The sequence below is a fragment of the Agrobacterium sp. SUL3 genome (assembly GCF_001263295.1).
Classification (GTDB): Bacteria; Pseudomonadota; Alphaproteobacteria; order Rhizobiales; family Rhizobiaceae; genus Agrobacterium; species Agrobacterium tomkonis.
Map to the genome: position 1 here is coordinate 573961 of NZ_KQ414499.1, position 25137 is coordinate 599097.

21 protein-coding genes and 1 tRNA gene are annotated in these 25137 nt (G+C 59.7%); 14 read left to right on the forward strand and 8 right to left on the reverse strand.

The features are described 5' to 3' along the window. Positions 1-45 precede the first annotated feature (45 nt). From AKG12_RS06620 to dps, 4 genes are all read left to right on the forward strand, one after another. Entirely contained in the window at positions 46-1011 is a 966-nt protein-coding gene (locus tag AKG12_RS06620; RefSeq protein WP_046801528.1) for an ABC transporter permease, read from the forward strand. After that, the gene (locus AKG12_RS06625) at positions 1004-1972 is read left to right on the forward strand and encodes an iron chelate uptake ABC transporter family permease subunit (protein ID WP_052818249.1); all 969 of its coding nucleotides are present in this window, start codon (positions 1004-1006) and stop codon (positions 1970-1972) included. Before AKG12_RS06620 ends, AKG12_RS06625 begins: the two co-directional genes overlap by 8 nt. Next, entirely contained in the window at positions 1969-2727 is a 759-nt protein-coding gene (locus AKG12_RS06630; protein WP_052818250.1) for an iron ABC transporter ATP-binding protein, read from the forward strand. Before AKG12_RS06625 ends, AKG12_RS06630 begins: the two co-directional genes overlap by 4 nt. A 122-nt stretch (positions 2728-2849) precedes the next feature. Then, positions 2850-3338: a DNA starvation/stationary phase protection protein Dps gene (dps, locus tag AKG12_RS06635; protein WP_006312098.1), complete on the forward strand. Its 489-nt coding sequence runs from the start codon at positions 2850-2852 to the stop codon at positions 3336-3338. A 78-nt stretch (positions 3339-3416) separates the two neighbouring features. Here the strand turns inward: dps and AKG12_RS30680 are convergent, their stop codons facing one another. Then, complete coding sequence (locus tag AKG12_RS30680) at positions 3417-3638, reverse strand: hypothetical protein (RefSeq protein WP_161991265.1); 222 nt, start codon at positions 3636-3638, stop codon at positions 3417-3419. A 373-nt stretch (positions 3639-4011) separates the two neighbouring features. Between AKG12_RS30680 and AKG12_RS06645 the strand changes: the two genes are divergently transcribed. Then, a tRNA-Gly gene (locus AKG12_RS06645) sits at positions 4012-4086 on the forward strand. A 151-nt stretch (positions 4087-4237) separates the two neighbouring features. Here AKG12_RS06645 and AKG12_RS06650 read toward each other — a convergent pair. Both AKG12_RS06650 and AKG12_RS06655 read right to left on the reverse strand, forming a co-directional pair. Beyond that, positions 4238-5071 carry an aldo/keto reductase gene (locus AKG12_RS06650; RefSeq protein ID WP_052818251.1) on the reverse strand — a complete coding sequence of 278 codons (834 nt, stop codon included), beginning with the start codon at positions 5069-5071 and terminating at the stop codon, positions 4238-4240. Positions 5072-5137: 66 nt separating this feature from the next. Then, positions 5138-6319 carry an MFS transporter gene (locus AKG12_RS06655; protein WP_052818252.1) on the reverse strand — a complete coding sequence of 394 codons (1182 nt, stop codon included), beginning with the start codon at positions 6317-6319 and terminating at the stop codon, positions 5138-5140. A gap of 190 nt (positions 6320-6509) precedes the next feature. Here AKG12_RS06655 and AKG12_RS06660 point away from each other — a divergent pair, with 190 nt between their 5' ends. Further along, a complete protein-coding gene (locus AKG12_RS06660) occupies positions 6510-7409 on the forward strand; it encodes a LysR family transcriptional regulator (protein WP_046801609.1) in 900 nt (299 codons plus the stop codon). 9 nt (positions 7410-7418) lie between these two features. Here AKG12_RS06660 and AKG12_RS06665 read toward each other — a convergent pair whose 3' ends face one another. Continuing rightward, complete coding sequence (locus AKG12_RS06665) at positions 7419-8318, reverse strand: LysR family transcriptional regulator (protein ID WP_046801534.1); 900 nt, start codon at positions 8316-8318, stop codon at positions 7419-7421. A gap of 134 nt (positions 8319-8452) precedes the next feature. On the opposite strand from AKG12_RS06665, the gene AKG12_RS06670 reads away from it, so the two are divergent. The 4 genes from AKG12_RS06670 to AKG12_RS06685 all read left to right on the forward strand — a co-directional run bounded on the left by AKG12_RS06670 (position 8453) and on the right by AKG12_RS06685 (position 14317). Next, positions 8453-9250, forward strand: coding sequence for an alpha/beta hydrolase fold domain-containing protein (locus AKG12_RS06670; RefSeq protein ID WP_046801535.1), 798 nt, complete (start codon positions 8453-8455; stop codon positions 9248-9250). 55 nt (positions 9251-9305) lie between these two features. Next, positions 9306-10496, forward strand: coding sequence for an efflux RND transporter periplasmic adaptor subunit (locus AKG12_RS06675; RefSeq protein ID WP_046801536.1), 1191 nt, complete (start codon positions 9306-9308; stop codon positions 10494-10496). Positions 10497-10627: 131 nt separating this feature from the next. Further along, positions 10628-13822 carry an efflux RND transporter permease subunit gene (locus AKG12_RS06680; protein ID WP_046801537.1) on the forward strand — a complete coding sequence of 1065 codons (3195 nt, stop codon included), beginning with the start codon at positions 10628-10630 and terminating at the stop codon, positions 13820-13822. A 291-nt stretch (positions 13823-14113) separates the two neighbouring features. Further along, positions 14114-14317: a hypothetical protein gene (locus AKG12_RS06685; protein WP_046801538.1), complete on the forward strand. Its 204-nt coding sequence runs from the start codon at positions 14114-14116 to the stop codon at positions 14315-14317. A gap of 49 nt (positions 14318-14366) precedes the next feature. Here the strand turns inward: AKG12_RS06685 and AKG12_RS06690 are convergent, their stop codons facing one another. Together AKG12_RS06690 and AKG12_RS06695 are read right to left on the reverse strand one after the other, a co-directional pair. After that, positions 14367-15212 carry an endonuclease/exonuclease/phosphatase family protein gene (locus tag AKG12_RS06690; protein WP_046801539.1) on the reverse strand — a complete coding sequence of 282 codons (846 nt, stop codon included), beginning with the start codon at positions 15210-15212 and terminating at the stop codon, positions 14367-14369. Between the two features lie 28 nt (positions 15213-15240). Further along, on the reverse strand, positions 15241-16701 hold the full coding sequence (locus AKG12_RS06695; protein ID WP_052818253.1) for a phospholipase D-like domain-containing protein: 1461 nt from the start codon (positions 16699-16701) through the stop codon (positions 15241-15243). Positions 16702-16969: 268 nt separating this feature from the next. Here AKG12_RS06695 and pdxY point away from each other — a divergent pair, with 268 nt between their 5' ends. Beyond that, positions 16970-17845 carry a pyridoxal kinase PdxY gene (gene pdxY, locus AKG12_RS06700; protein WP_046801610.1) on the forward strand — a complete coding sequence of 292 codons (876 nt, stop codon included), beginning with the start codon at positions 16970-16972 and terminating at the stop codon, positions 17843-17845. Positions 17846-18019: 174 nt separating this feature from the next. Next, entirely contained in the window at positions 18020-18661 is a 642-nt protein-coding gene (locus AKG12_RS06705) for a carbonic anhydrase (RefSeq protein ID WP_046801541.1), read from the forward strand. Positions 18662-18905: 244 nt separating this feature from the next. Here AKG12_RS06705 and AKG12_RS06710 read toward each other — a convergent pair whose 3' ends face one another. Next, positions 18906-19721: a lytic murein transglycosylase gene (locus AKG12_RS06710; protein ID WP_052818254.1), complete on the reverse strand. Its 816-nt coding sequence runs from the start codon at positions 19719-19721 to the stop codon at positions 18906-18908. Between the two features lie 214 nt (positions 19722-19935). Next, positions 19936-20970 carry an aspartate-semialdehyde dehydrogenase gene (locus AKG12_RS06715; protein ID WP_046801543.1) on the reverse strand — a complete coding sequence of 345 codons (1035 nt, stop codon included), beginning with the start codon at positions 20968-20970 and terminating at the stop codon, positions 19936-19938. Between the two features lie 510 nt (positions 20971-21480). On the opposite strand from AKG12_RS06715, the gene AKG12_RS06725 reads away from it, so the two are divergent. Both AKG12_RS06725 and AKG12_RS06730 read left to right on the forward strand, forming a co-directional pair. Beyond that, the gene (locus AKG12_RS06725) at positions 21481-23364 is read left to right on the forward strand and encodes an MFS transporter (protein ID WP_052818256.1); all 1884 of its coding nucleotides are present in this window, start codon (positions 21481-21483) and stop codon (positions 23362-23364) included. A 197-nt stretch (positions 23365-23561) separates the two neighbouring features. Continuing rightward, entirely contained in the window at positions 23562-25136 is a 1575-nt protein-coding gene (locus tag AKG12_RS06730; RefSeq protein ID WP_052818257.1) for a Re/Si-specific NAD(P)(+) transhydrogenase subunit alpha, read from the forward strand. Position 25137 lies beyond the last annotated feature (1 nt).

The following is a 25137-nucleotide window of genomic DNA, read 5'->3' on the forward strand; positions in this document are numbered from 1 at the left end:
GCTTGAGGCCGCCGGGAGCTTTCGCCTTTTCCGGAAACTGCCAACGTGAAGTCCCTTTCACTGATATCAGCCCTTCTTCTGGCCTTGACGCTCGCCATCGTCAGCCTGTTCGTCGGCGTGAGCAACGTTTCACTCACAACGCTTTTCGCACCTGATACGAGCGCGGATGCGCTGCGCGTGCTGCTCGTCAGCCGCATTCCGCGCACGCTGGCGCTCATATTGGCCGGCAGCTCGATGGCGATTGCCGGTCTCATCATGCAGATGCTGGTGCGAAACCGTTTCGTGGAACCTTCAACGGCAGGCACGACCGAATCCGCCGGCCTCGGCCTTCTGGTCGTCACCCTACTTGCGCCCGAAACGCCGATCTTCGGCAAGATGCTGGTGGCAGCCGTTTTCGCGCTTGCCGGAACAGCGCTTTTCCTGCGTATCCTGAGACAGGTGCCGCTGCGCGACGTACTCCTGGTGCCGCTGATCGGCATCATGCTGGGCGGCGTCATTTCCGCCGTCACCACATTCTTCGCCTATCGTTTCGACCTCCTGCAATCGCTCGGCGCATGGATGACCGGGGATTTTTCCGGCGTGCTGCGCGGCCGGTATGAATTGCTGTGGGTCGGCTTCATCTTCGCCATCGCCGCCTATCTCGCCGCCGACCGCTTCACCGTGGCCGGCATGGGCCGCGATTTCACCACCAATCTCGGCCTCAACTATCGCCGGGTGATGGCGCTCGGCCTCACCATCGTCTCGCTGGTGAGCGCGGTCGTCGTCGTAACCGTCGGCATGATCCCCTTTCTCGGGCTGATCGTGCCGAATGTCGTCAGCCTGATGATCGGCGACAATATGCGCCGCTCCGTGCCCTGGGTGGCAACACTTGGCGCGGTTTTCGTGCTTTCCTGCGACATCATCGGCCGGACGGTACGCGCGCCATACGAAATACCGATCGGAACCGTGGTCGGCGTCATCGGCAGCGTGCTGTTCCTCTATCTCCTGCTGCGGAAACGCCACCATGCGTGAGAGACATCCCGACCGGCGGGCAAAAACCGTTCTGCTCGTGCTTGCGGCATTCGCACTCATCTCCATGGCCGCCTTCATGACACTCGGCGCGAAGGGCAGCTGGAGTTTCGTGCTGAGCTTTCGCGGCATCAAGCTTCTGTCGCTGCTGCTGGTGGCCTATACCATAGCCGTCTCCACCGTGCTGTTCCAGACGGTCACCAACAACCGCATCCTCACTCCATCAGTGATGGGTTTCGATTCGCTTTACGTGCTGATGCAGACCGGGCTGATCTTCGTCTTCGGTTCGGCAACGGTCGTCATGATCGATCCGCAACTGAAGTTTCTCACTGAGACCGCCCTGCTCGTCGCCTTTTCCGCCCTGCTTTATCGCTGGCTTTTCGTCGGCGCGGAACGCAGCCTGCATCTCCTCGTACTGGTCGGCATCGTCTTCGGCGTCTTTTTCCGCAGCCTTTCGGGCTTCATGCAGCGCGTGCTCGATCCGAACGAATATACGGTGCTGCAGGATGTGCTCTTCGCCAGCTTCAACTCCATCGATCCCACGCTTCTTGCCGTCTCCGCCATCATCATCGGTGTGGTGACAGCGATCGGCCTCAGGCTGATGCACACGCTTGACGTCCTCTCCCTCGGCCGCGCGACAGCCATCAGCCTCGGCGTCGAATACAAGCGAACTGTCACCATCATCCTCGTGCTGGTCTCCGTGCTCGTCGCCGTCTCCACGGCGCTCGTCGGCCCGGTCATGTTCTTCGGCCTGCTGGTCGCGGCGCTGGCCCATTATCTCACCGGCAACGGTAAACACGCCTATGTGCTGCCGGCGGCGATCCTCATCGCCGTGATCTGCCTCGTCGGCGGTCAGGTGGTGCTGGAGCGGGTCTTCGCCTTCGATACGGCGCTTTCCATCATCATCGAATTCCTGGGCGGTATCGTCTTTATCGGTCTTATTTTGAAGCGGGGTGCGCGATGATCATCGCCAGTCAGATCAGCAAATCCTATGGCGATAACCTCGTCGTCGATGGTGTCTCCGTCTCCATTCCGACAGGCGGCGTCACCTCGATCATCGGCCCGAACGGGGCGGGAAAATCAACGCTGCTCTCCATCGTCGCACGGCTTATGTCCATGGACACAGGCACGGTGACGGTCGACGGGCTGGATGTGAGCAAGACCGCTTCCGATACGCTGGCAAAGCGGCTCTCGATCCTGCGACAGGACAACCACATCTCCTCGCGCCTGACGGTGCGCGATCTCGTCGGTTTCGGCCGTTACCCCTATTCCAAGGGCCGCCCCACCATCGAAGACAAGGTCCACATCGACCGGGCGCTGGAATATCTCAATCTCGAACCGCTGGCTGACCGCTTTCTGGACGAACTTTCCGGCGGCCAGCGCCAGCGCGCCTTCGTGGCCATGGTTCTGTGTCAGGACACGGATTATGTGCTGCTCGACGAGCCGCTCAACAATCTCGACATGAAACACGCCTCCAGCATGATGAAGATCATGCGCAAGGCAGCCGACGAATTGAAGAAGACCGTGGTTCTGGTGCTGCACGACATCAACTTCGCCTCCTGGTATTCCGACACCATCATCGCCATGCGCGAGGGCCGCATCTGCCATCAGGGACCGGCGGAAGAGATCATCCGCCCCGACATTCTCAAGGACATCTATGACATGCCGATCCGCGTCAGTGAGATAGACGGCCGGCGCATCTGCCTGTTTTACGAATGACATGATGATTGTGCAGGATTTTTGCTGTCGCGTTCCCTAACATGGAACAGGGCCACAGGCCCGGACGTTAATCGACGGACTTTTCCAAAGCGGCATTCCGTCCGCAACTTCAGGAGACATCGATGAAGACGCACAAGACGAAGAACGACCTGCCTTCCAACGCCAAGTCGACGGTGATCGGCATTCTGAATGAATCGCTGGCCTCGGTGATCGACCTTGCGCTTGTGACCAAGCAGGCGCACTGGAACCTGAAGGGTCCGCAATTCATCGCCGTCCACGAGCTTCTCGACACCTTCCGCACCCAGCTCGACAATCACGGCGATACGATTGCCGAACGCGTCGTGCAGCTTGGCGGCACTGCGCTCGGCAGCCTGCAAGCCGTCTCTTCAACGACGAAGCTCAAGGCCTATCCGACCGATATCTATAAAATCCACGACCATCTCGACGCTCTGATCGAGCGTTATGGCGAGGTGGCGAACATGATCCGCAAGGCAATCGACGATTCCGACGAGGCCGGTGATCCGACGACGGCCGACATCTTCACCGCCGCCTCGCGCGATCTCGACAAATCGTTGTGGTTCCTCGAAGCACACGTACAGGAAAAGAGCTGAGCCAAAGGCATCTGCAGCCGGCCCATCACAGCAAAGCGCCCGAGAGATTCGGGCGCTTTTTTCGTAAAGATGATGCCATCAATGGCGGCGCAGAACCGCAAGCCCTATGTCGCGCAACATTTCATGATCCAGAATGCCGCGCTGGGCGCTACGGATCAAAATTGCTGCACACTCATTGGCAACATGGCTGCTGCGATCTTGAAGGCACTCGAAACAAACACCATCGAAAATATTCTGCAGATCGGTGATTTGTTCTGGCGACAATTGTGCGCCGACTCTTTCAAAAGCTGCGTACGACAAGGCTCATCCTCCCGATGATGATATGCCAAGTATCGTTTCTTTTTTCGTGGGCATCAATTTTGTACACCCGAACGAATCACTTGTCGAATCAGATTTTAACCAAATGTAAACAGGTTATTTTCTGCACTGTCGGTTATCCGCGCGCCCTTTGTCGCTGGAATAAAGGTCAGCCGAAACAACGCTTTCGCCCGGCTATGACCGCGTCTGGCGCAGCCTTCGACGCGTGCTTTCGAATAAAGCCGCGACCGGAAGGATTTCCACCGAAACCGCAAAAGAAACTATTGCATTCTAAAATCGATTGAGCGATATAGCACCCGTCGCCGCACTTCGGCGGTCCGCAGTCCAGCGAACTACCCCGGACCAGCGGTTTTGAGCGGGTGTAGCTCAGGGGTAGAGCACAACCTTGCCAAGGTTGGGGTCGAGGGTTCAAATCCCTTCGCCCGCTCCAGTTTTCCAAGATCAACAAAAAAAGATTTGCGCAGGTTGCTGTGCCAGATGGTCATCTTGGCAAGCCCAACGTGCGACCGTTTTTGGCACCGTGGCCGTTTCCCCGCACATGCATGAAACCGGGAGGAGTTGCCCCTCCCGGCCCTGATAGTTCAGGCAGCTTCATCCCAGACGGGCGCCAGCCCATCCGGCGAAACAATGCGGCCATCCGGCCTGGGGAGAGCGCGGATCGCCGCCATTTCATCAGCCGACAGCGCAAAATCGAAAATCGCGAGGTTTTCATCAACGCGGGCTTCACTGACGGTTTTGGAGAGAGCAACAACGCCCTCCTGCTGTACGAGCCAACGCAACACCACCTGCGCCACCGATTTGCCCCGGCTTGCGGCGATATCCTTCAGCACCGGATCGGCAAAGACCTTGCCGTCAGCCATGCCGTAATAACCGGTGACCGACATGCCCGCAGCTTTGGCAGCAGCCATCACCACGTCCTGATCGATATAGGGATGATATTCGATCTGGTTGGTGACGATCGGCGCTTTTGAGAGCTTCACAGCTTCGGCCATCAGGGCCGTATTGAAGTTGGAAACGCCGATATGGCGGACCTTGCCGGCTTGCCGGACCTCATTCAGCGCGCCGATCTGCTCGGAGAGCGCCACCGCCTCGTTCGGCCAGTGCAGAAGCAGCAGATCGACATAATCGGTCCTCAGCTTTTTCAGGCTCTCATCGACCGAGGCGAGGAAGGCATCGTGCCGATAATTCTCGACCCAGACCTTGGTGGTAAGGAAGATATCACCCCGCGCCACGCCGGAGCCGGCAATGGCCTCACCCACTTCGGCCTCATTGCCGTAAATCTGGGCGGTATCGATATGGCGGAAACCCGCTTTCAGCGCATGCGGAACGATGCGCAGGACATCCGGGCCAGGAATGCGGAAGGTGCCGAAGCCGAGCGCCGGAATGGAAGCACTATTGGCAGCAACATCAAACATATATTTTCTCCTATGATATTGCCCGACCAGCCCAAGGGGAATGGCCGGGAATTGGGTGTGAAAAGCTTAAGCCGTCTTCAGCGTCAGCGCGGCGCGGCGGTCGAGAGCGCTGCTCCAGAGGGTCAGGAGCAGGGCGACGGCAACGAGAATGGCGCCGACCCACGGGGTTGCGGCAAGGCCCATCGGCGATTCCACCACCAGACCGCCGAGCCATGCGCCGATGGCGATACCGAGATTGAAAGCGGCGATGTTGAGCGCCGATGCCACATCGACGGCACCGGGGCGATGTTCCTTGGCGAGCTGCACCACATAAAGCTGCAGGCCGGGAACATTGGCGAAGGACAGGAACCCGAGCGCGGCAAGCGTGATGAGCGTCAGCACCGGCGAGACGGCCGTGAAGGAAAAGACGAGCAACACGATGGACTGCGCCAGGAAGAGGCCGATCAGCGCCTTGACAGGGTTATGGTTAGCGATCTTGCCGCCGCCGATATTGCCGGCCGCAATGGCAATGCCGTAAAGCACCAGAATGAGGCTGACGCTCTTTTCCGAAAAGCCGGTGACATCCTGCAGGATGGGCGCAAGGAAGGTGAAGGCGACAAAGGTGCCGCCGTAACCGAGCGCGGTCATGGCAAAGACGATGAGCAGACGGCCGGAACCGAGAACGCGGACCTGATCGAGCAGGCTGGCAGGGGGCGCCTTTTTGAACGTGTTCGGCAGAAGGGCGGCAATACCGAAGAAGGCGATGACGCCAAGCCCGGCAACGGCCCAGAAGGTCGCGCGCCAACCGAACACCTGGCCGATATAGGTGCCGAGCGGAACGCCGGTAACGATGGCGACCGTCAACCCCATGAACATCATGGCAATCGCCGAGCCACGACGGTTCTCCGGCACGAGATCGGCGGCGATGGTCGCTCCGACCGAGAAGAACACGCCGTGGGCGAAGGCGGCGATGACGCGGGCGACAAGCAGCATCTCATAACTGGGAGAAAGCGCTGCGGCGCTGTTGCCGATGATGAACAGGGCCATCAGGCCGAGCAGCAGCGGTTTCCTTTCAATCTTTCCGGTCAGCGCCGTCAGGATCGGCGCACCGAAGGTGACGCCCAGCGCGTAAACGCTGACGATGAGGCCGGCAAGCGGCAGGGTAATGTTGAGATCATTTGCCACCGTCGGCAGAAGGCCGACGATGACGAACTCCGTGGTGCCGATCGCATAGGCCGCGATCGTCAGGGCAAATATGGCCAATGGCATGACGAATACCTCTTCGCCCAGCGGGATCGCGGGCGTTCTGGACAGCGGTGCCGTCCGGTTGGATCATTTGAACAGCGGTGCCGTCCGGGTTGGATCAAATCTATGGACGCAATATGGGCGAAGGGGACTTGCATGATAATCGGCAAGGCTGGATAAATACTTTTGAATTAATTTCACAGGTGGTGCGGCGATGGACAATCGGGCCGGAGAAATGGAAGTCTTCGTGGCGGCGGCCGAACTCGGCAGCTTTTCCGCCGCCGGACGTCGGCTGAAACTTTCGCCCTCGGCGGTGAGCAAGCTTGTCACCCGTATCGAAGACCGCCTCGGCACCCGGCTGCTTGCCCGCTCCACCCGGCTAGTCACGCTCACACCGGAAGGCGAAGTCTACCTTTTTCGGGCAAGGCGCATTCTGGCCGACATAGCCGAGACGGAGCAGATCGTGGCGAGCGGCGGCAAGGTGGTGCCGCGCGGCCTTTTGCGCGTCAACGCCACGCTGGGTTTCGGCGAACGTTATCTCCTGCCGCTGGCGCCTGAGTTCCTGTCGCTTTATCCCGAAATCGAGCTGGATATTTCGCTGACCGACGGTGTCATCAGTCTCATCGAGGAGCGCACAGATATCGCCATCCGCTCGGGCGCGATGGGAGATTCATCCCTGAAGGCGAGAAAGCTGAAAGAGGTGCGCCGGATCATCGTCGCCTCCCCCGCTTATATCGAAAAACATGGCATGCCGGAAACACCGCAGGATCTGGCGCAGCATAATTGCTTCAGTTTCAATTTCAGCCGCAGCCTCAACGAATGGCCATTTCGTGACCCCGGTTCGGCGGAAGTCTATCGCCTTCCCGTCACGGGCAATGTCGCGGTCAACAGCGGCATGGCGATGCGAAGGCTCTGCCTGACGGGGTTAGGGCTCGGAAGGGTCGGCGAATTTCATATCGAGCCGGATATAGAGGCGGGCCTGCTCGTGCCGGTGCTGGAAGACTATAATGCCGAGGAGATGGAAGTGATCCACGCGGTTTATGCCGGCCACGAACACCTGGCCGCCCGCGTGCGCGCCTTCATCGATTTTGTCGCCGCAAGGGTCGGGCGGTGATTGACCGCCTCAGACCATGCCGTGCACCAGCTTGGCGAGCCAGTCGACAAAAACCCGCACCTTGTTGGTGACGTGCCGGGTCTGCGGATAAACGACATAGATCGGCATGGCTTCGCGCTGCCATTCGGAAAGGACCGGCACCAGTTCGCCACGCGCCAGGTGATCTTTCACCATGAAGATAGGCAATTGCACGATGCCCATGCCCGCCAGCGCGGCATTGAGATAGGTGCGGCTGTCATTCACCGATACCACATAATTCGGGGTCAGCTCGACGCTGCGCACACCATTGTCGAAGGAGGCCGGCATGATCTGGCCGGTGGTGGCATTGAGATAGCCCACCGAATAGTGATCCTTCTCCAGATCCTCCGGTTCGCGCGGCATGCCGAAATTTTCGATGTAGGATGGCGAGGCAAATGTTTCGAACCGGAGTTCGCCCACTTTACGGGCAATCAGCGACTGATCGCGCAGCACGCCGACCCGCAGCGCACAGTCGACATTCTCGGCAATATAGTCGACCAGCCGGTCGCCGACACCGAGATCGAGACGGATTTGCGGATAACGCTGGTAAAATTCGCAAAGATGTGGGATAACCACGAGGTCCGCGAAGACACCGGCCATTTCCACCCGCAACCGGCCGGAAGGCTGCACCTGTGCGCTGGACATGCTACCGTCCAGTTCTTCTATTTCCGATAAAATCTGTGAGGCTCGCTCATAATAGAGAGCGCCGTCCGTCGTCAGCATCACCCGCCGCGTGGTGCGGTTGAGAAGCGTGGTCTGCAGATGCGCCTCCAGCGCCTGCACCATGTTGGTCACGGTAGTTTTGGGCATGTTCAGCGCGGTGGCGGCGCGGCTGAAATTGCCGGTCTCGACGACGCGCGTGAAGACCCGCATGGCGGAAAGCTGATCCATCTAGCTATTATCCATTTTTTTGGAATAGTGTTTTCATTTTGACGTACTTGATCGTTTTCTCTCGAACAATAATATGAATTTCAGATTTTGCAAATATGGTGAACTGCCGATGGCGGTACACGGGACCGGATCAAATGAAGGCGCATTGGGAAAACATCGAATGCTGTGGGGGCCCCGCATCCCAGCTTTCCGTGCGCCGTTATGAGAGCGCCGGCCTGTGCAGCCACCCGCCTGTGATCCTTTATCTGCGCGGCGGTTCGTTTCTGGAAAAGGGCGGCAATTGCCCGGAACTTCCGGTAGCCCAGGCCTTAGCGGAAAGCGGTGCCATCGTTGTCGAGGCTGACTATAGCAAGCCATCCGGCAACGAGTTTCCGATGGCGATGGATTGCGCTTTTGAGGCGCTCGACCATCTGAGCCGGGACCGCAAACATTATGGCAGCGCGAAATCGCTGCTGTTCGTGGCCGGCGAAGAGGCGGGCGGCAATGTGGCGGCGGGACTTGCCCTTAAGGCCCGTGACCGCATGCCCGGCAAACTCGCAGGTCAGATTCTTCTGTCGCCCATGATCGACCCGATGATGACGACGGAATCCTTTCGCGACGCGGACAGGATCGGCATGCGTGAGCGCTGGGCGGATGGCTGGAGCCACTATCTCGCCAAGGCATGCGGGTTTTTCCACCCCTATGCCGCGCCCTGCCAGTGTACGCGGCTGAACCGGGTGGCGCCGGCGCTGATCTTTACCGCCGAGGACGACCCTCTGCGCGACGAAACGGTCGGTTATGCCGACAGGCTCATCGCCTCCGGTGTCAGCGTCCGCCAGCATGTTTTCCCCTCCGGCGTCGGCTGGACGGGGCTTTATCAAGGAGAGGGCGGCGGATGGGTCTCATCCGTCTGTTCGGAATTCAAGACCTTCGTTGACCAGTTGAAACACTGATACCGCATTTATTCAGAAACTGACCGGCTCCTGATCGGGAGCCAAGGAGAAACCCATGACGCTGAACACAAAGCGCCGGGCCCTGACGGGCGCCGGTATCGGACTTGCTATGTCCGTTGCAGCCGCAGCACTGTTTTTCGATCTCCCCACCAGCCGCGATGCCACGGCCGCCTCCACACCTGCCGAGACGCCGGCAATTCCGGTCACCGTCGCCAAGGTGGAAAGCCGTGACGTCATGCGCTGGGAAGAGTTTTCCGGCCGTCTCGAAGCCGTCGAGCGGGTGCAGATCCGCTCCCGCGTCGCAGGCCAGATCAAGGCTGTGCATTTCCGCGAAGGTGCGCTGGTGAAAGAAGGCGATCCCCTCTTCACCATCGACCCCGCCCCCTATCAGGCCGCCGTTGCGGGCGCTGAAGGACAGGTCGCCTCCGCTGAAGCCAAGGTTAGCCTTGCGAAGACGGAACTCGACCGTGGCCGCCGGCTTTCCGATAACCGCACCATCTCCCAGAGCGATCTCGACCAGCGTCAAAGCTCGTTTGCGGATGCGCAAGCCCAGCTTCGCGCTGCCCGCGCAGCCCTGACGACGGCTGAGCTCGATCTCGGTTATACCGAAATCCTCGCACCGGTTTCCGGTCGTGTCGGCCGCATCGAAATCACCGCCGGCAACCTCGTCGCCGCCGGCTCGACTTCGCCTGCACTGACGACGCTGGTTTCGGTCAACCCGATCTATGCCAGCTTCAACGCCAGCGAAGGCGTGGTGGCCAAGGCGCTTGCCGAACTGCCGCAGACGGACGGCGCCCTGCCCGCCCTCGAACAGATCCCGGTGGAAATCGGCACGCTTTCGGATGAGGGCACGCCGATCAAGGGCACGCTGCACCTGATCGACAACCAGGTGGATTCGGCAAGCGGCACCATCGGTGTCCGCGCCGTCTTCGAAAATCCTGATGGCAGGCTCATCCCCGGCCAGTTCGTGCGGGTGCGCATGGGTGAACCGAAACCGGAAAACCGCATCGTCATCAGCGACCGGGCCATCGGCACGGATCAGGACAAGCGTTTCGTCTTCGTGGTCGATGCCGAAAACAAGGTGAGCTACCGCCAGATCAAGCCGGGCGCACCGGCCGATGGCCAGCGCATCATCGAAAGCGGCCTTGCCGCCGGTGATACGATCGTCGTCAATGGCCTGCAGCGTATTCGCCCCGGCGCAACCATCGCACCGCAGACGGAAGACAAGGTTGCTGCCTCGCAGTAACCCGCCTCTTTGATCAGTAAGCGTCCCGCGCTTTCGCGAGACGCCCCTTCAGACAGAACCGGCCTTCACCGGCGGCAGGATTGCCGCCGGAACGGCCTTCGCATTCCCAAAGACCCGGAGAGGGACTGGATATGAATATTTCCAGATTTTTTGTCGACCGGCCGGTATTTGCTGCCGTGCTTTCGGTCCTGATTGTGGTGGCAGGCCTTCTCGGCATGCGCGCCCTGCCGATTTCGGAATATCCCGAAGTCGTTCCGCCATCCGTCGTCGTGCGCGCCACCTATCCCGGCGCGAACCCGACCGTTATCGCCGAAACCGTCGCGACACCGCTGGAAGAACAGATCAACGGCGTCGAGGACATGCTCTACATGGGCAGCCAGGCAACCTCCGACGGCGTGCTGACGCTGACCGTGACCTTCAAGCTCGGCACCGACCCTGACAAGGCGCAGCAGTTGGTGCAGAACCGCGTGTCGCAGGCCGAACCGCGCCTGCCGGCGGAAGTTCGCGCCCTCGGCATCACCACCGTCAAAAGCTCGCCCGACTTCATCATGGTCGTCAACCTCGTCTCGAAGACCGACGCCTATGACATCACCTATCTGCGCAATTATGCGACGCTGAACGTCAAGGACCGGCTCGCCCGCATCGAAGGTGTCGGCCAGGTGCAGGTCTTCGGCGCAGGTGACTATTCCATGCGCGTCTGGCTCGACCCGCAGAAGGTCGCCGAACATGACCTCGCCGCAAGCGACGTCTCCGACGCCATCCGCCAGCAGAACGTTCAGGCCGCAGCCGGCGTCATCGGCGCTTCCCCAAGCCCTAATGGTGTTGATCTTCAGCTCAACGTCAATGCGCAGGGCCGTCTGACGACACCCGAGGAATTCGGCAACATCATCGTCAAGAGCGGCGCGAACGGTGAAATCACCCGCCTGCGTGACGTCGCCCGCATCGAGCTTGGCGCGGCCGATTACACGCTGCGTTCGCTGCTCGACGGTGAACCCGCCGTGGCTGTCGCCGTCCTCCAGGCACCCGGCTCCAACGCCATCGAAATCGCCGACAATGTCCGCGCCACGATGGACAATCTGCAGCTGGCAATGCCTGATGGCGTAAAATACGAGATCGTCTACGACACGACGAAATTCGTACGCTCCTCCATCGAGAAGGTTGTTGACACACTCCTCGAGGCCGTTGGCCTCGTGGTGCTTGTCGTCATCCTCTTCCTGCAGACCTGGCGCGCATCGATCATTCCGCTGATCGCCGTTCCGGTCTCGATCATCGGCACCTTCGCCGTCATGTATGCCTTCGGCTTTTCCATCAACGCGCTGACGCTGTTCGGGCTGGTGCTCGCCATCGGCATCGTGGTGGATGACGCCATCGTGGTTGTGGAAAACGTCGAGCGAAACATTGAAAACGGGCTCTCGCCGCGTGACGCCACCTACAAGGCGATGCGGGAAGTGTCCGGCCCGATCATCGCAATCGCGCTGGTTCTGGTCGCCGTTTTCGTGCCGCTTGCCTTCATCTCCGGCCTGTCGGGCCAGTTCTACCGGCAGTTCGCACTGACCATCGCCATCTCCACCGTCATTTCGGCCATCAACTCGCTGACGCTGTCGCCCGCTCTTGCAGCTCTGCTGCTGAAAGAACATGGCGCACCGAAAGACTGGCTGACCCGCTTCATGGACAAAATCCTTGGCTGGTTCTTCCGCGGCTTCAACCGCGCCTTCGGCGCCGCCTCCAACGGCTACGGCAAGACCGTGGGCGGGCTGGTGACGCGCAAGAGCCTTGTCATGATCGTTTACATGGCGCTGGTGGCCGCCACCTATGGCATGTTCACGACAGTGCCGAGCGGCTTCGTGCCGGCGCAGGACAAGCAATACCTGATCGGTTTTGCCCAGCTTCCTGATGGCGCGACGCTTGACCGCACGGAAAACGTCATCAAGCGCATGAGCGACATCGCCCTGGAAACACCCGGCGTCAGCCACGCCATCGCCTTCCCCGGCCTGTCGATCAATGGCTTCACCATCGGCTCCAATTCCGGCATCGTTTTTGCGGTTCTCGATGACTTCGAAAAGCGCAAGACGCCGGAACTGTCCGGCAATGCCATCGCCATGCAGCTGAACCAGAAATATGCGGGCATTCAGGATGCCTTCATCGCCATGTTCCCGCCGCCGCCGGTCAACGGTCTCGGCCAGACGGGCGGTTTCAAGCTGCAGATCGAAGACCGCGCCGGTTACGGCTACCAGACGCTCGATGAAGCGGCGAAAGCGGTGATCGGCAAGGCCTATCAGACGCCGGAGCTGGCGGGCATCTTCTCCAGCTACCAGATCAACGTGCCGCAGCTCTTCGCCGATCTCGACCGCGCCAAGGCGGAACAGCTGGGCGTTTCCGTCAGCGACGTCTTCCAGACGCTGCAGATTTATCTCGGCTCGCTCTATGTCAACGACTTCAATGCTTTCGGACGGACATACAGCGTTCGAGTGCAGGCAGATTCGCAGTTCCGCGCTCATGCGGAAGATATCGGCCGCCTGAAGGTTCGCTCCGCGACCGGCCAGATGATCCCGCTGTCGACACTGCTGAAGGTGGATGCAACGACAGGACCGGAGCGCACCAACCGTTATAACGGCTTCCTTGCCGCCGATATCAACGGTGGTCCGGCGCCGGGCTTCTCCTCTGGACAGGCACAGGCGGCCATGGAGAAAATCCTTGCCGAAACCCTGCCCGCGGGCGTCGATTACGAGTGGACCGACCTGACCTACCAGCAGATTCTGGCCGGCAATTCCAGCATCGTGGTATTCCCGCTGGCGCTGCTGCTCGTCTATCTCGTGCTCGCCGCGCAATATGAAAGCCTCACCTTGCCGATTGCGATCATCCTGATCGTCCCGCTCGGTGTGCTTGCGGCCCTCACAGGCGTCTGGCTGACGGGAGGGGATAACAACATCTTTACGCAGATCGGCCTTGTCGTCCTTGTCGGTCTCTCGGCGAAGAACGCGATCCTGATCGTGGAATTCGCCCGGGAGCTGGAATTTGAAGGACGAACGCCGCTTCAGGCGGCCATCGAGGCAAGCCGGCTTCGCCTACGCCCGATCCTGATGACCTCACTCGCCTTCATCATGGGCGTGGTGCCGCTGGTCGTCTCCACCGGTGCGGGTGCGGAAATGCGTGCGGCCATGGGTGTCGCGGTGTTCTCCGGCATGATCGGCGTGACATTCTTCGGCATCTTCATGACACCGGTTTTCTATGTGCTGGTGCGCAAGCTGGCGGGCAACCGCCCGCTCATCCAGCACAAGCAGGAAGAACCGGCCAATTCGGACTACAAGCTCGAAAAGGCCGGCTGAAACCTTACCTCCCATCCACCGCCACCTTCGACGCAAGCCCGCCGCGCATCATCAGATGCGCGGCGTTTTTTATGGACGGAAATGTTTATGCAACCCTCCTGAAATGGAATCAGTTTCAAATGCTTAACTGGAATAAGCACCTATATTGCACCGCGTTAGAACTGAGAAAAATCAATATAGCTTCACAAATCGCCGAAAACCCGAAGAAACAATGCTGTTTTATGCTTTGTATTTTGTGGTAATTTCCAAGAACTGGGTGATTCGGACTAAATGATTTAGTTCAGGGGCGACATGATGGAGCAGGACTACGAAAACTGGGCAACAACCGTTGCCTATTCTATAGTGATGCATGAGGGTCTTGATCTCGCGCTTGCCGCGCAGAATCTCGACCGGTGCAAGACCAGAAACAATCGAGAGCGACTGATGGAAGCCATTCGCACGTCATTGCTGGAAGCGCGCTCGCGCAACCACATGGCGGCGGCACAGCGGCTTTAACCCGACCCGGCCTCGGCCTCGGCGAGCGACGTACCATGTCGTGGCGGGATCAGGCCTGAAGCAGGTCTGTCCGGACCGCGGCTTTCAGCGGCAGGTGATCTGAAGCGACACGCGCCAGCGCGCTGTCATGCGCCTCCACCTGCTCGACCAGACCTTCCCGGTTGGCGATGATCCTGTCGAGCGCCAGCACCGGCAGGTTGGAGGGAAAACTCGGCACCGCCGGCGGCAGCGCACCGAAAGCGTCCCGAAACGTGTTGAGCGACGAGCCGTTGCCGAGCCGCCATTCGTTCAGGTCTCCCATGAGGACGGTCGCGCATTCGTTGCGCGCTTCCAGAAGGCCGATCAATGCCTTCGCCTGCTGGGCGCGGGAATGTCGCAGCAGGCCGAAATGGGCGGCGATGACGCGCAGCGTGCCGCCACTTTTCAGATCCAGCTCCACGACAAGCGCGCCGCGTGGCTCCAGCCCCGGCAGTTTCAGCGTATGCACGTCCCTGACGGCACCTTCCCTGAACAGCACGACATTGCCATGCCACCCGTGCGCCTTCACTCCTGCCTGCACCGGCACGGGAATGAGACCGCTTTCCCGCTCCAGCCGGGCAAGATCGAGCAGGCCGGTGCGCTCGCCAAAACGGCTGTCCGCCTCCTGAAGGGCAATGATATCAGCACCAATTTCCTGAATGACGCGGCTGGTGCGATCAGGATCGAACTTGCGGTCGCGGCCGACGCATTTATGCACATTGTAAGAAGCAATGACGGGGAAGGAATGATCTTTCGCCGCCTGCACCGCTTTCTGCCGCTGACGATGGTCGCGCAGCGACTGCATGACGAAGGCGGGCAAACTGCTATTTGCCGCCAGGGCCGTTTTTTCGCTGTTCAGCAAACCGTTTTTCTTCACGCGTCAATGTCTCCGCACATCCAATGCTCTAAAGATAGGGCGAAGCGAGCCAGAGGACACGCTCCACGAAACGAACAACGAATGGCCGCCCATTCAGTTCGCTGAGCCGCACCGGCAAGGCGGTCGCACGCGCATCCCGGATGCGCGCCCCGATCACCCCGGCAAACGCCTCATCCATAACTTCGAGATCGATCTCGAAGTTCAATCGCAGCGAACGTGGATCGAGATTTGAGGAACCGATATAGGTCCAGCGCTCGTCGATCACCAGAAGCTTGGAATGATTGAAAGCCCCCGTCGCCCGCCAGATGCGGCAATAATTCTTCAGCATCTGGTCGAACTGCGCCGTCATCGCCCTGTCCACAAGCACCAGATTGTTGCTTTTGGGCACGATGATATCGACCACCACTCCCCGCCTTGCTGCGGTTATGAGTGCCGAAATAAGCTCCCGATCGGGGAGAAAATAGGGCGACATGATAAGAATGGAGGAACGGGCGACGGAAAACGCACCCATCAGCATCTTGTGACTGGTCTCGATGCTTTTATCCGGCCCCGAGGAGGAAACCCGGGCGACGATCTGCGAACCCGGCACGCCGTCGGGAATGGCGATGTCCCAGACCGGCGTGTCCAGAAGTTCTTTCGTGGTGAAACGCCAGTCCTCCGCCGCAATGGAGAAAAAATCCGAAACCACCGGCCCGGTAATCTTGAAATGGGTATCGTGCGACTGCTTCCCGCCACCGAATTCCAGCGTGAAACCCTCACGGATATTCATGCCGCCGCTAAAGGCGATGCGCCCGTCCACCACCAGGATCTTGCGGTGGGTGCGCAGATTGGCATAGGGCAGCCGAAGCCCCATGATGACATTGCCGTTGAAGACATCGGCGATGATGCCCTTGTCCCGGAGCGTCGGCAGGATGCTCGGCACGGAATATCGCGCCCCCACGGCATCGATGAGCACCCTCACTTCCACGCCGCGCAGTTTTGCCTGCTCGAGCGCCGCGACGAAGCGGGAACCGATCCTGTCATTGTCGAAAATATATGTTTCGAGAATGATCGACCGCTTCGCCTCGCCGATCGCCTCCAGCATGGCGGCATAGGCGACGTCACCCGTCACAAGCGGCTCGATGGCGTTGCCGGTCGTCAGCGCGTGGCGTGTCACCCGGTCGCCCAGCGTCTTCATCGCTTCAAAACGGCGGCCAAACCGCGTGGCGACGAGTTCTGCATCCGCATCGAAACGCGCCACGCGATCCATGATCTCGTCCTGCATGAAGGACCGCTGCTGCGTGATGTTCGACCGGCGAATGCGGTTGATACCGGCAATGGCATAGATGACCGCGCCGACGATGGGCGACAGCACGATGACGCCCACCCAGCCCAGCGCGGAACGGACCTCCTCCTTCGTCATCGTGGCATGTACGGCCGCCACGGTTCCCATCAAAATGGAAAGGACGGCAAGGATATGGGGCCAATAGGCGATGACGAGATCGAGCATATTACAACTATAGGGCATCAGACCGAAAAGTGTAACGCGCTTTTCGGAGGACCCAGTGCGCCAATAAAACGCACCTCGCCCATCGCGCAATAACAGGAAGGCAACCCGGCAGCGCAAGAACGCCCGCCCCCGCCCATCCTTTTGCGGGACAGACCCTTGCGGGATTAACGGTGGAAACCGGCCTTGCGATATGTCATGAGAGCGCATCTTGATCTCTAGGCAGGGGCACTTGCGCGCTTCTGCGACATTTGAAAGCAAGAAGGCCGTGATGCAGGAAAATACACAGGGCGCCGTCATCGTCATTTCCAGCCACGTCATGCGTGGATCGGTCGGCAATCGCGCCGCGGTCTTCGCGCTGGAAACCCTCGGTTATCCGGTATGGGCAGTGCCCACCATCGTCATGCCCTGGCATCCCGGTCATGGCCCATCCACGCGGATGCGCTTTCAGGACGACGACTTCGACAAGGCCATGAGCGACCTTGAGAACGCCAAATGGGTCGGCGAGGTCAAGGCTGTTCTCACCGGTTATTTCGGCAGCGCAGCACAGGTGCGCTCCGTCGCAAGGCTGATCCGCAACCTGAAGGAAAAGAACCCGTCGCTGATTTACGCCTGTGACCCGGTCATGGGCGATCTGGGCGGGCTTTACATTCCCCTTGAGACCGCCGAAGCCATTCGCGACCACCTCATCCCGCTTGCCACCGTCGCGACACCGAACCGCTACGAACTGGCGTGGATGAGCGGCGCCGAACTTGAAACCAACAATGCCATCATGGATGCGGCGCTGGCACTCGGCCCGCCGAAAATGCTGGTCACCTCGGCCGTGCCGATGATGGCGGGTGGCACCGGCAATCTTTATCTCAGCGGCCGGCACGCCCTGCTTGCCGAACATCGCGCCATTGAGAATGCGCCGAACGGGCTTGGCGACCTGATGTCGGCGCTGTTCCTCGCCCGCCTGCTGGAAGGCCTGGATGATGAAAAGGCGCTGCAGCTGGCCACCGCCAGCGTGTTCGAAATTCTGGCCCGCACGAAAAAACGCGAGATGAACGAACTGACGCTTGAGACCGATTCTTCAAGTCTTTCCACACCCATGGCCATGGTGCAGATGCGTCATCTCTTGCATCCTTCACGCAGCAAGCGCAAATAGCGGCTAGAGCATTTCCAGGAAAAGTGGCCCTCGGTTTTCCGTCCGGAAATGCGGCAACAGGAAGTTGGAGCGGTTTCGCGGTTCGAAGAAAAGCGAAAATGCTCTAAAGGATTGGTCTTCAACGCGCCAGGTTCGCCCCGTGATCTTGGTCCAAGCATAACGGTACTGCGATAGATGAAAGATTTTCCGGAAACTCTTCTGAACGGCTACAAGAACTTCATGAGCGGCCGCTATGTCGACGAACGCGAAAGATACCGCGTTCTGGCCGATACCGGACAGAAACCGCAAACCCTGTTCATTGCCTGTTGTGACTCCCGTTCGGCGCCGGAAACCATTTTCGATTGCGGACCGGGAGAGCTTTTCGTTGTCCGCAACGTCGCCAACATGGTGCCGCCTTTCGAGCCGGACGGACAATACCACGCCACCTCGGCAGCCATCGAATATGCCGTGCAGGTTCTGAAGGTGAAGGACATCGTCGTCATGGGCCACGGCCGCTGCGGCGGCATTCAGGCAGCACTCGATCCCAATCTCGAGCCGCTGTCCCCCGGTGACTTCATCGGCAAATGGATGAACATGGTCAAATCAGCGGCCGAGCAGATCCAGAGCAACGATGTCATGACCGCCTCCGAGCGCCAGACCGCGCTGGAACGCGTCTCCATCCGCACGTCCCTCGCCAACCTGCGCGGTTTCCCCTTCGTCAAGGCGCAGGAAACCGCAGGCAAGGTGAAGCTGCACGGCGCGTGGTTCGATATTTCGACCGGCGAATTGTGGGTGATGGACGGCAAAACCGGCGACTTTCGTCGCCCGGATTTGTGATTAACAGTTTTTTGGTTGAAAGAACGACACGGTCATATCAGCCACAAGTCCAATGGCCATCAACCTCTCTGTCGTCATCCTCGGGCTTGACCCGAGGATCCACAACCTGACGCGCGATGGATCCTCGGGTCAAGCCCGAGGATGACGTCGATTATGCGGAAAACCTCTGTCGCCAGCGCCGTGGCTGGATGCCGGATCTAGTCCGGCATGACGAAAGTGGGCCCTTAGTCCTTGGAAAGCGACCTTATTGGCCGTCGATCGCCTTGCCGATGAAGGCAATGGCCTGCTGGTAGACGCTTGCGGCGTTCCAGCCCTGGATGGCGGCATAATTCGCCTGTCCCTGTTGATAACCTGCACCACGCTGCCAGCCATGGCCGACAAGGAAATTGGCGGTGGATGCCAGCGCATCGGCGCGCGAACCGACGAGATCGATGCGGCCGTCGCGGTCGAAATCCACGCCGTAACGCACGACGTTCAGCGGCAGGAACTGCGTCTGGCCGATTTCACCATGGGCGGCACCCTTGGCGTTGACGTTGAGCGAACCGCTGCCGACGAGCTTCAGCGCCGCATAAAGCTGCTCGGTGAAATAATCCGAACGGCGGCAATCGAAGGAGAGCGTCGCCACGGCGGAAAGCGTGTGCTGGTTGCCCATGAAGCCGCCAAAGCCGGTTTCCATGCCCCAGATGGCCAGAAGCGGGCCGGCCGGAACGCCGTAAGCCTTCTCGATCGAAGCGAAGAGAGAAGCGTTGTTCTTCTTCATGGTCTTGCCGCGCGAAATGATCGTCTGGCCGCCGCGCTTTTGCATGAATTGTTCGAAGGACAGCTTGAAGCTGTGCTGGCCGCGATCGGCGCGGATGGTCGCCTGATTGTAGGAGACGCCGGAGAAGGCACGGTCGAGCACCGAAGCGCTGACACCGCGGCCCGCCGCTTCCTGCTTGAAGGCGCCGACCCAGGCATCGAAGCCTGCCGAAGTGTTGCCGCATTGCGCAGCCATAACCGGCGTCGCTGCCAAAACCGAGACCATGGCCACACCAGCCAGAATTGCCTTCATTGCCCGCATCAAAATCTGCCTTCGATATCCTTTGGGGAATTTATCCCGAGAACCAACACGTTGCCGTTGTAGGGGGTCGGGTGCCAAATTGTCTTTTGGCGGCTTAAATTGCCTTTCGGCAGCAAGGCCTGCAAATAAACTGGCCGTGATCGTCACCAATGGAAAACCCGTCTGCCCCACACAGAACAGACGGGTTATACTTAACGAACCTTAAAAAATCGTATCACGCAGCCGCCTTGCGGGGCTTGATGAGACCACGATTGACCAGAAGTTCGGCGATCTGGATGGCATTGAGAGCAGCACCCTTGCGCAGATTGTCCGAAACGACCCAGATGTTGAGGCCGTTTTCAACCGTTGCATCTTCACGGATACGCGAAATATAGGTCGCATCTTCACCGGCGGATTCAACCGGCGTGATGTAGCCGCCATTTTCATGCTTGTCGATGACGAGGCAACCCGGCGCTTCGCGCAGGATGTCACGCGCCTGATCGGCGGTGATCTCGTTTTCAAACTCGATATTGACCGATTCCGAATGGCCGATGAAGACAGGAACGCGCACGGCCGTGCAGGTTACCTTGATCTTCGGGTCGAGCATCTTCTTGGTTTCGGCCAGAACCTTCCACTCTTCCTTGGTGTAGCCGTCTTCCATGAAGACGTCGATATGCGGAATGACGTTGAAGGCGATGCGCTTGGTGAACTTCTTGGTTTCAACCGGATCGGCAACGAAGACGGCGCGGGTCTGCTGGAACAGCTCGTCCATGCCTTCCTTGCCGGCGCCGGAAACCGACTGGTAGGTGGAAACGACGACGCGCTTGATCTTGGCGAAGTCATGCAGCGGCTTCAGCGCGACGACGAGCTGGGCCGTGGAGCAATTGGGGTTGGCGATGATGTTCTTGCGGGTAAAACCCTCAACCGCATCGGCATTGACTTCCGGAACGATCAGCGGAACGTCCTGATCGTAGCGCCATGCGGACGAGTTATCGATGACGACGCAACCCTGCTGGCCGATCTTCGGCGACCACTTCTTGGACACATCGCCGCCGGCCGACATCAGGCAAATATCCGTGTCGGAAAAATCGTAATTCTCGAGGTTGGAAACCTTCAGCGTGCGATCGCCATAAGAGACTTCCGTGCCCTGCGAACGGGCGGAAGCGAGCGGCACGATCTCATCGGCCGGAAAGCCGCGTTCGGCCAGGATATTGAGCATTTCGCGACCGACGTTGCCGGTGGCGCCTGCAATTGCAACTTTGAAACCCATGATCAAGCTCTCTTTCTGTCTCTCCTCTTTTGGGTGAGGTGGGGAAACCGCATCGCATCGCGGCTTCCTCGATCCCCAGCCAAACCGGGGAGAGAGCGGCGGGCCAGAGACGTCAGACGGTTTTAATCGTCGTTTTGGCCGTAATTCGGATGGAATAAGAAAGGCGCGGATCATCGCCGGCGGATTGTGCCGGTCCTTCCATGACAATCATGTCTGCAACATGCCTGCGCAAGGTGATGCTCCTTCTTCGCGAGAAGCTATTAGAAGGTTTCTCAGTTGTGTCAAGAAAAAAGGCATGTTTCGCTCCGCCCGCTCCCGGCCGGCAAAAACCGCTCTGCGACATTTTCGCACGTTATACATTAGACTAAAGTCATAATCCGAAAGCATCGCTCTTATTGGGGTTAATTTTCTGTCACTCTGATGTCATGCGCATTGCACCCGAAAGGGGAGCCCGGAGGAGAGAGACGGGCTCTGCACTGCGCCGATTGGGACATCTGTGGAGGACAGACAATGGCAAATGTTGCAGCCGTGAGCAGCCCCGCCCGTCCAATGACGGGCGAGGAGAAGAAGGTGATTTTCGCCTCTTCTCTCGGAACGGTTTTCGAATGGTACGACTTCTATCTATACGGCTCGCTCGCGATCTATATCGGCGCGAACTTCTTCAGCCAATATCCGGAAACGACGCGCAACATCTTCGCGCTTCTGGCCTTTGCCGCCGGCTTCCTCGTGCGCCCCTTCGGCGCGCTGGTGTTTGGGCGTCTCGGCGATATCGTCGGCCGTAAATACACCTTCCTCATCACCATTCTCATCATGGGTGTTTCCACCTTCCTCGTCGGTGTCCTGCCCAGTGCATCGCAGATCGGTATCGCCGCTCCGATCATCCTCATCATCCTGCGCATGCTGCAGGGTCTGGCGCTCGGCGGTGAATATGGCGGTGCCGCAACTTACGTGGCCGAACACGCCCCGAACGGCCGCAGAGGCTATTACACTTCGTGGATCCAGACGACCGCGACGCTCGGCCTGTTCCTGTCGCTGGTGGTCATTCTCGGCGTACAGTTCGCGCTCGGTAAGGAAGCCTTCGCCGCCTGGGGCTGGCGCATTCCTTTCCTCGTTTCGGTTCTGCTGCTCGGCGTATCAGTCTGGATTCGTCTGAAAATGAACGAATCCCCCGCCTTCAAGAAAATGAAGGATGAGGGCAAGACCTCGAAGGCCCCGCTCAGCGAAGCCTTCGGCCAGTGGAAGAACGCCAAGATCGCCCTGCTTGCCCTCGTCGGCGCCGTCATCGGTCAGGCCGTCGTCTGGTACACCGGCCAGTTCTACGCGCTGTTCTTCCTGCAGAGCATTCTGAAGGTGGACGGCCAGTCAGCCAACATCATGGTTGCGGCCGCCCTCATCCTCGGCACGGGTTTCTTCGTGCTCTTCGGCTGGCTTTCCGACAAGATCGGCCGCAAGCCAATCATCATGGCCGGCCTCGTTCTGGCGATGCTGACCTACTTCCCGCTGTTCAAGGCGCTCACCTGGGCGGGTAACCCGGCACTCGCGGAAGCGCAATCCACCGTCCGCGCCACCGTGACCGCCGCCCCCGGCGACTGCAAATTCCAGTTCAACCCGACGGGTACTGCGAAATTCACCACATCCTGCGATATCGCCACCTCGTTCCTGACCCGCAACTCCGTGCCCTATGACGTGGTTGCCGGAACGGCCGGCCAGCCGGCGAGCGTCAAGCTCGGCGACGCCACCATCGCCAGCTACGACGCGATCGCAGCCGGTGCGGATGCCGCGGCCAAGGACAAGGCCTTCCAGAAGCAGGTCAACATCGCACTGCATGACAGCGGCTACCCGCTGGTGCGCGGCGCAGCGCAGGTTCCGGACGCAAAACTGGACGCCTTCATCGCCGCAAACCCGGAACTCAGCCTCAATGCTGAAGCCGTTCGTGCCACCGACAAGAAGATGGTGGCAACCGACAAGCTGGTGGCGGACAAGCTGCTGACACCGGCCGAGACCGGCGGTGCCGCCGAGATGGCCGTCTACACCATTGCCGGTGGCGGCGCCTTCGCCATGGTGGCCGATCCAGCCGCTGTGAACTGGGTCGTCATCATTGCCGTCCTTACCGTCCTCGTCATCTATGTGACGATGGTCTATGGCCCGATCGCGGCGCTCCTGGTCGAACTGTTCCCGACCCGCATCCGCTACTCCGGCATGTCGCTGCCCTACCACATCGGCAACGGCTGGTTCGGTGGCCTTCTGCCCGCCACCGCCTTCGCGATGAGCGCGGCGAAGGGCGACATCTATTACGGTCTCTGGTACCCGATCGTCTTTGCTGGCATCACGCTGGTCATCGGCCTGCTGTTCCTGCCGGAAACCAAGGATCGCGACATCCACACCATGGATTGATCACCATCCTGATCGACACTTTCGGAACCCGGTGCGCAGGCACCGGGTTTTTTTATTGCGTGACAAGCCGGCATATCGACAGAGCCTGTCGCAGCGGGCTGTCATTCCGTCGCAGGCAAGACAAAATCAATATGGAGACAAAGCCCCCCTGAATAGGCTATGACCCCCCTATATTATCAGGCACAGGGAGAGCCATTTTGAAGATCGGGACGCCCAAGGAATTATATGAAGGCGAGGCGCGCGTCGGCATGACGCCCGACAGCGCCCAGGCATTGCAGAAACTCGGATATGATTGCATTCTCGAAACCGGTGCAGGCAAGGCGGCGGGATTTTCCGACGACGCCTATCGCGCAGCCGGCGTCACCGTCGTCGATAGCGCGGATGCGCTTTACGCCGGATCCGACATCATCGCCAAGGTTCGTCCGCCGGAAACGTCGGAGATTGATCGCCTGTCTTCGGACAAGACGCTGATCTCGTTCTTCTATCCCGCCCAGAACAAGGACCTTCTGGAGCAGGCCAAGGAAAAGGGCGCCAATGTCATCGCCATGGACATGGTGCCGCGCATTTCCCGCGCCCAGAAGATGGACGCGCTATCTTCCATGGCCAATATCGCCGGTTATCGCGCCGTGATCGAAGCCGGCAATAATTTTGGCCGCTTCTTCACCGGTCAGGTCACCGCCGCCGGCAAGGTTCCGCCCGCCAAGGTGCTGGTGATCGGTGCCGGCGTTGCCGGTCTTGCGGCCATCGGCACGGCCACCTCGCTCGGCGCCATCACCTATGCCTTCGACGTTCGCCCCGAGGTGGCCGAGCAGATCGAATCCATGGGCGCGCAATTCGTCTATCTCGATTTCGCCGACCAGCAGCAGGATGGTGCCGCCACCGGCGGTTATGCCGCCCCCTCTTCGCCGGAATTCCGCGAGAAGCAGCTGGAGAAGTTCCGCGAGCTCGCACCGCAGATCGATATCGTCATCACCACGGCGCTCATCCCGGGTCGTGACGCCCCGAAACTGTGGCTCGCCGACATGGTGGCGATGATGAAGCCGGGTTCCGTTATCATCGACCTCGCGGCCGAGCGCGGCGGCAATTGCGATCTGACGGTGCCTGACCAGCGCGTGGTGTCCGACAATGGCGTCATCGTCATCGGCTACACGGATTTTCCAAGCCGCATGGCGGCGCAGGCCTCGACGCTCTATGCCACCAACATCCGCCACATGATGACCGATCTGACGCCCGCCAAGGACGGCAAGCCGGTTCACAACATGGAAGACGACGTCATCCGTGGCGCCACCGTCACCTATCAGGGCGAGATAACATTCCCGCCGCCGCCGCCGAAAATCCAGGCGATTGCCGCGCAGAAACCGAAGGAAAGAGCCAAAGAGCTTTCGCCCGAGGAAAAGCACGCGAAAGAACGGGCCGAGTTCAAGGCCCAGACGAAAAACCAGGTCGGGCTGCTCGTTATCGGCACGGCACTGCTGCTTCTCGTCGGTCTGTTTGCACCGGCAAGCTTCATGAGCCACTTCATCGTCTTCGTGCTCGCCTGCTTCATCGGCTTCCAGGTGATCTGGAATGTCAGCCACTCGCTGCACACGCCGCTGATGGCGGTGACGAATGCCATTTCCGGCATCGTCATTCTGGGCGCGCTGCTGCAGATTGGCTCCGGCAACTGGCTGGTGGTGATCCTTGCCTCGCTTTCCGTCCTGATCGCGACGATCAACATCGTCGGCGGTTTCCTCGTGACACGGCGCATGCTCGCCATGTTCCAGAAGTCCTGAG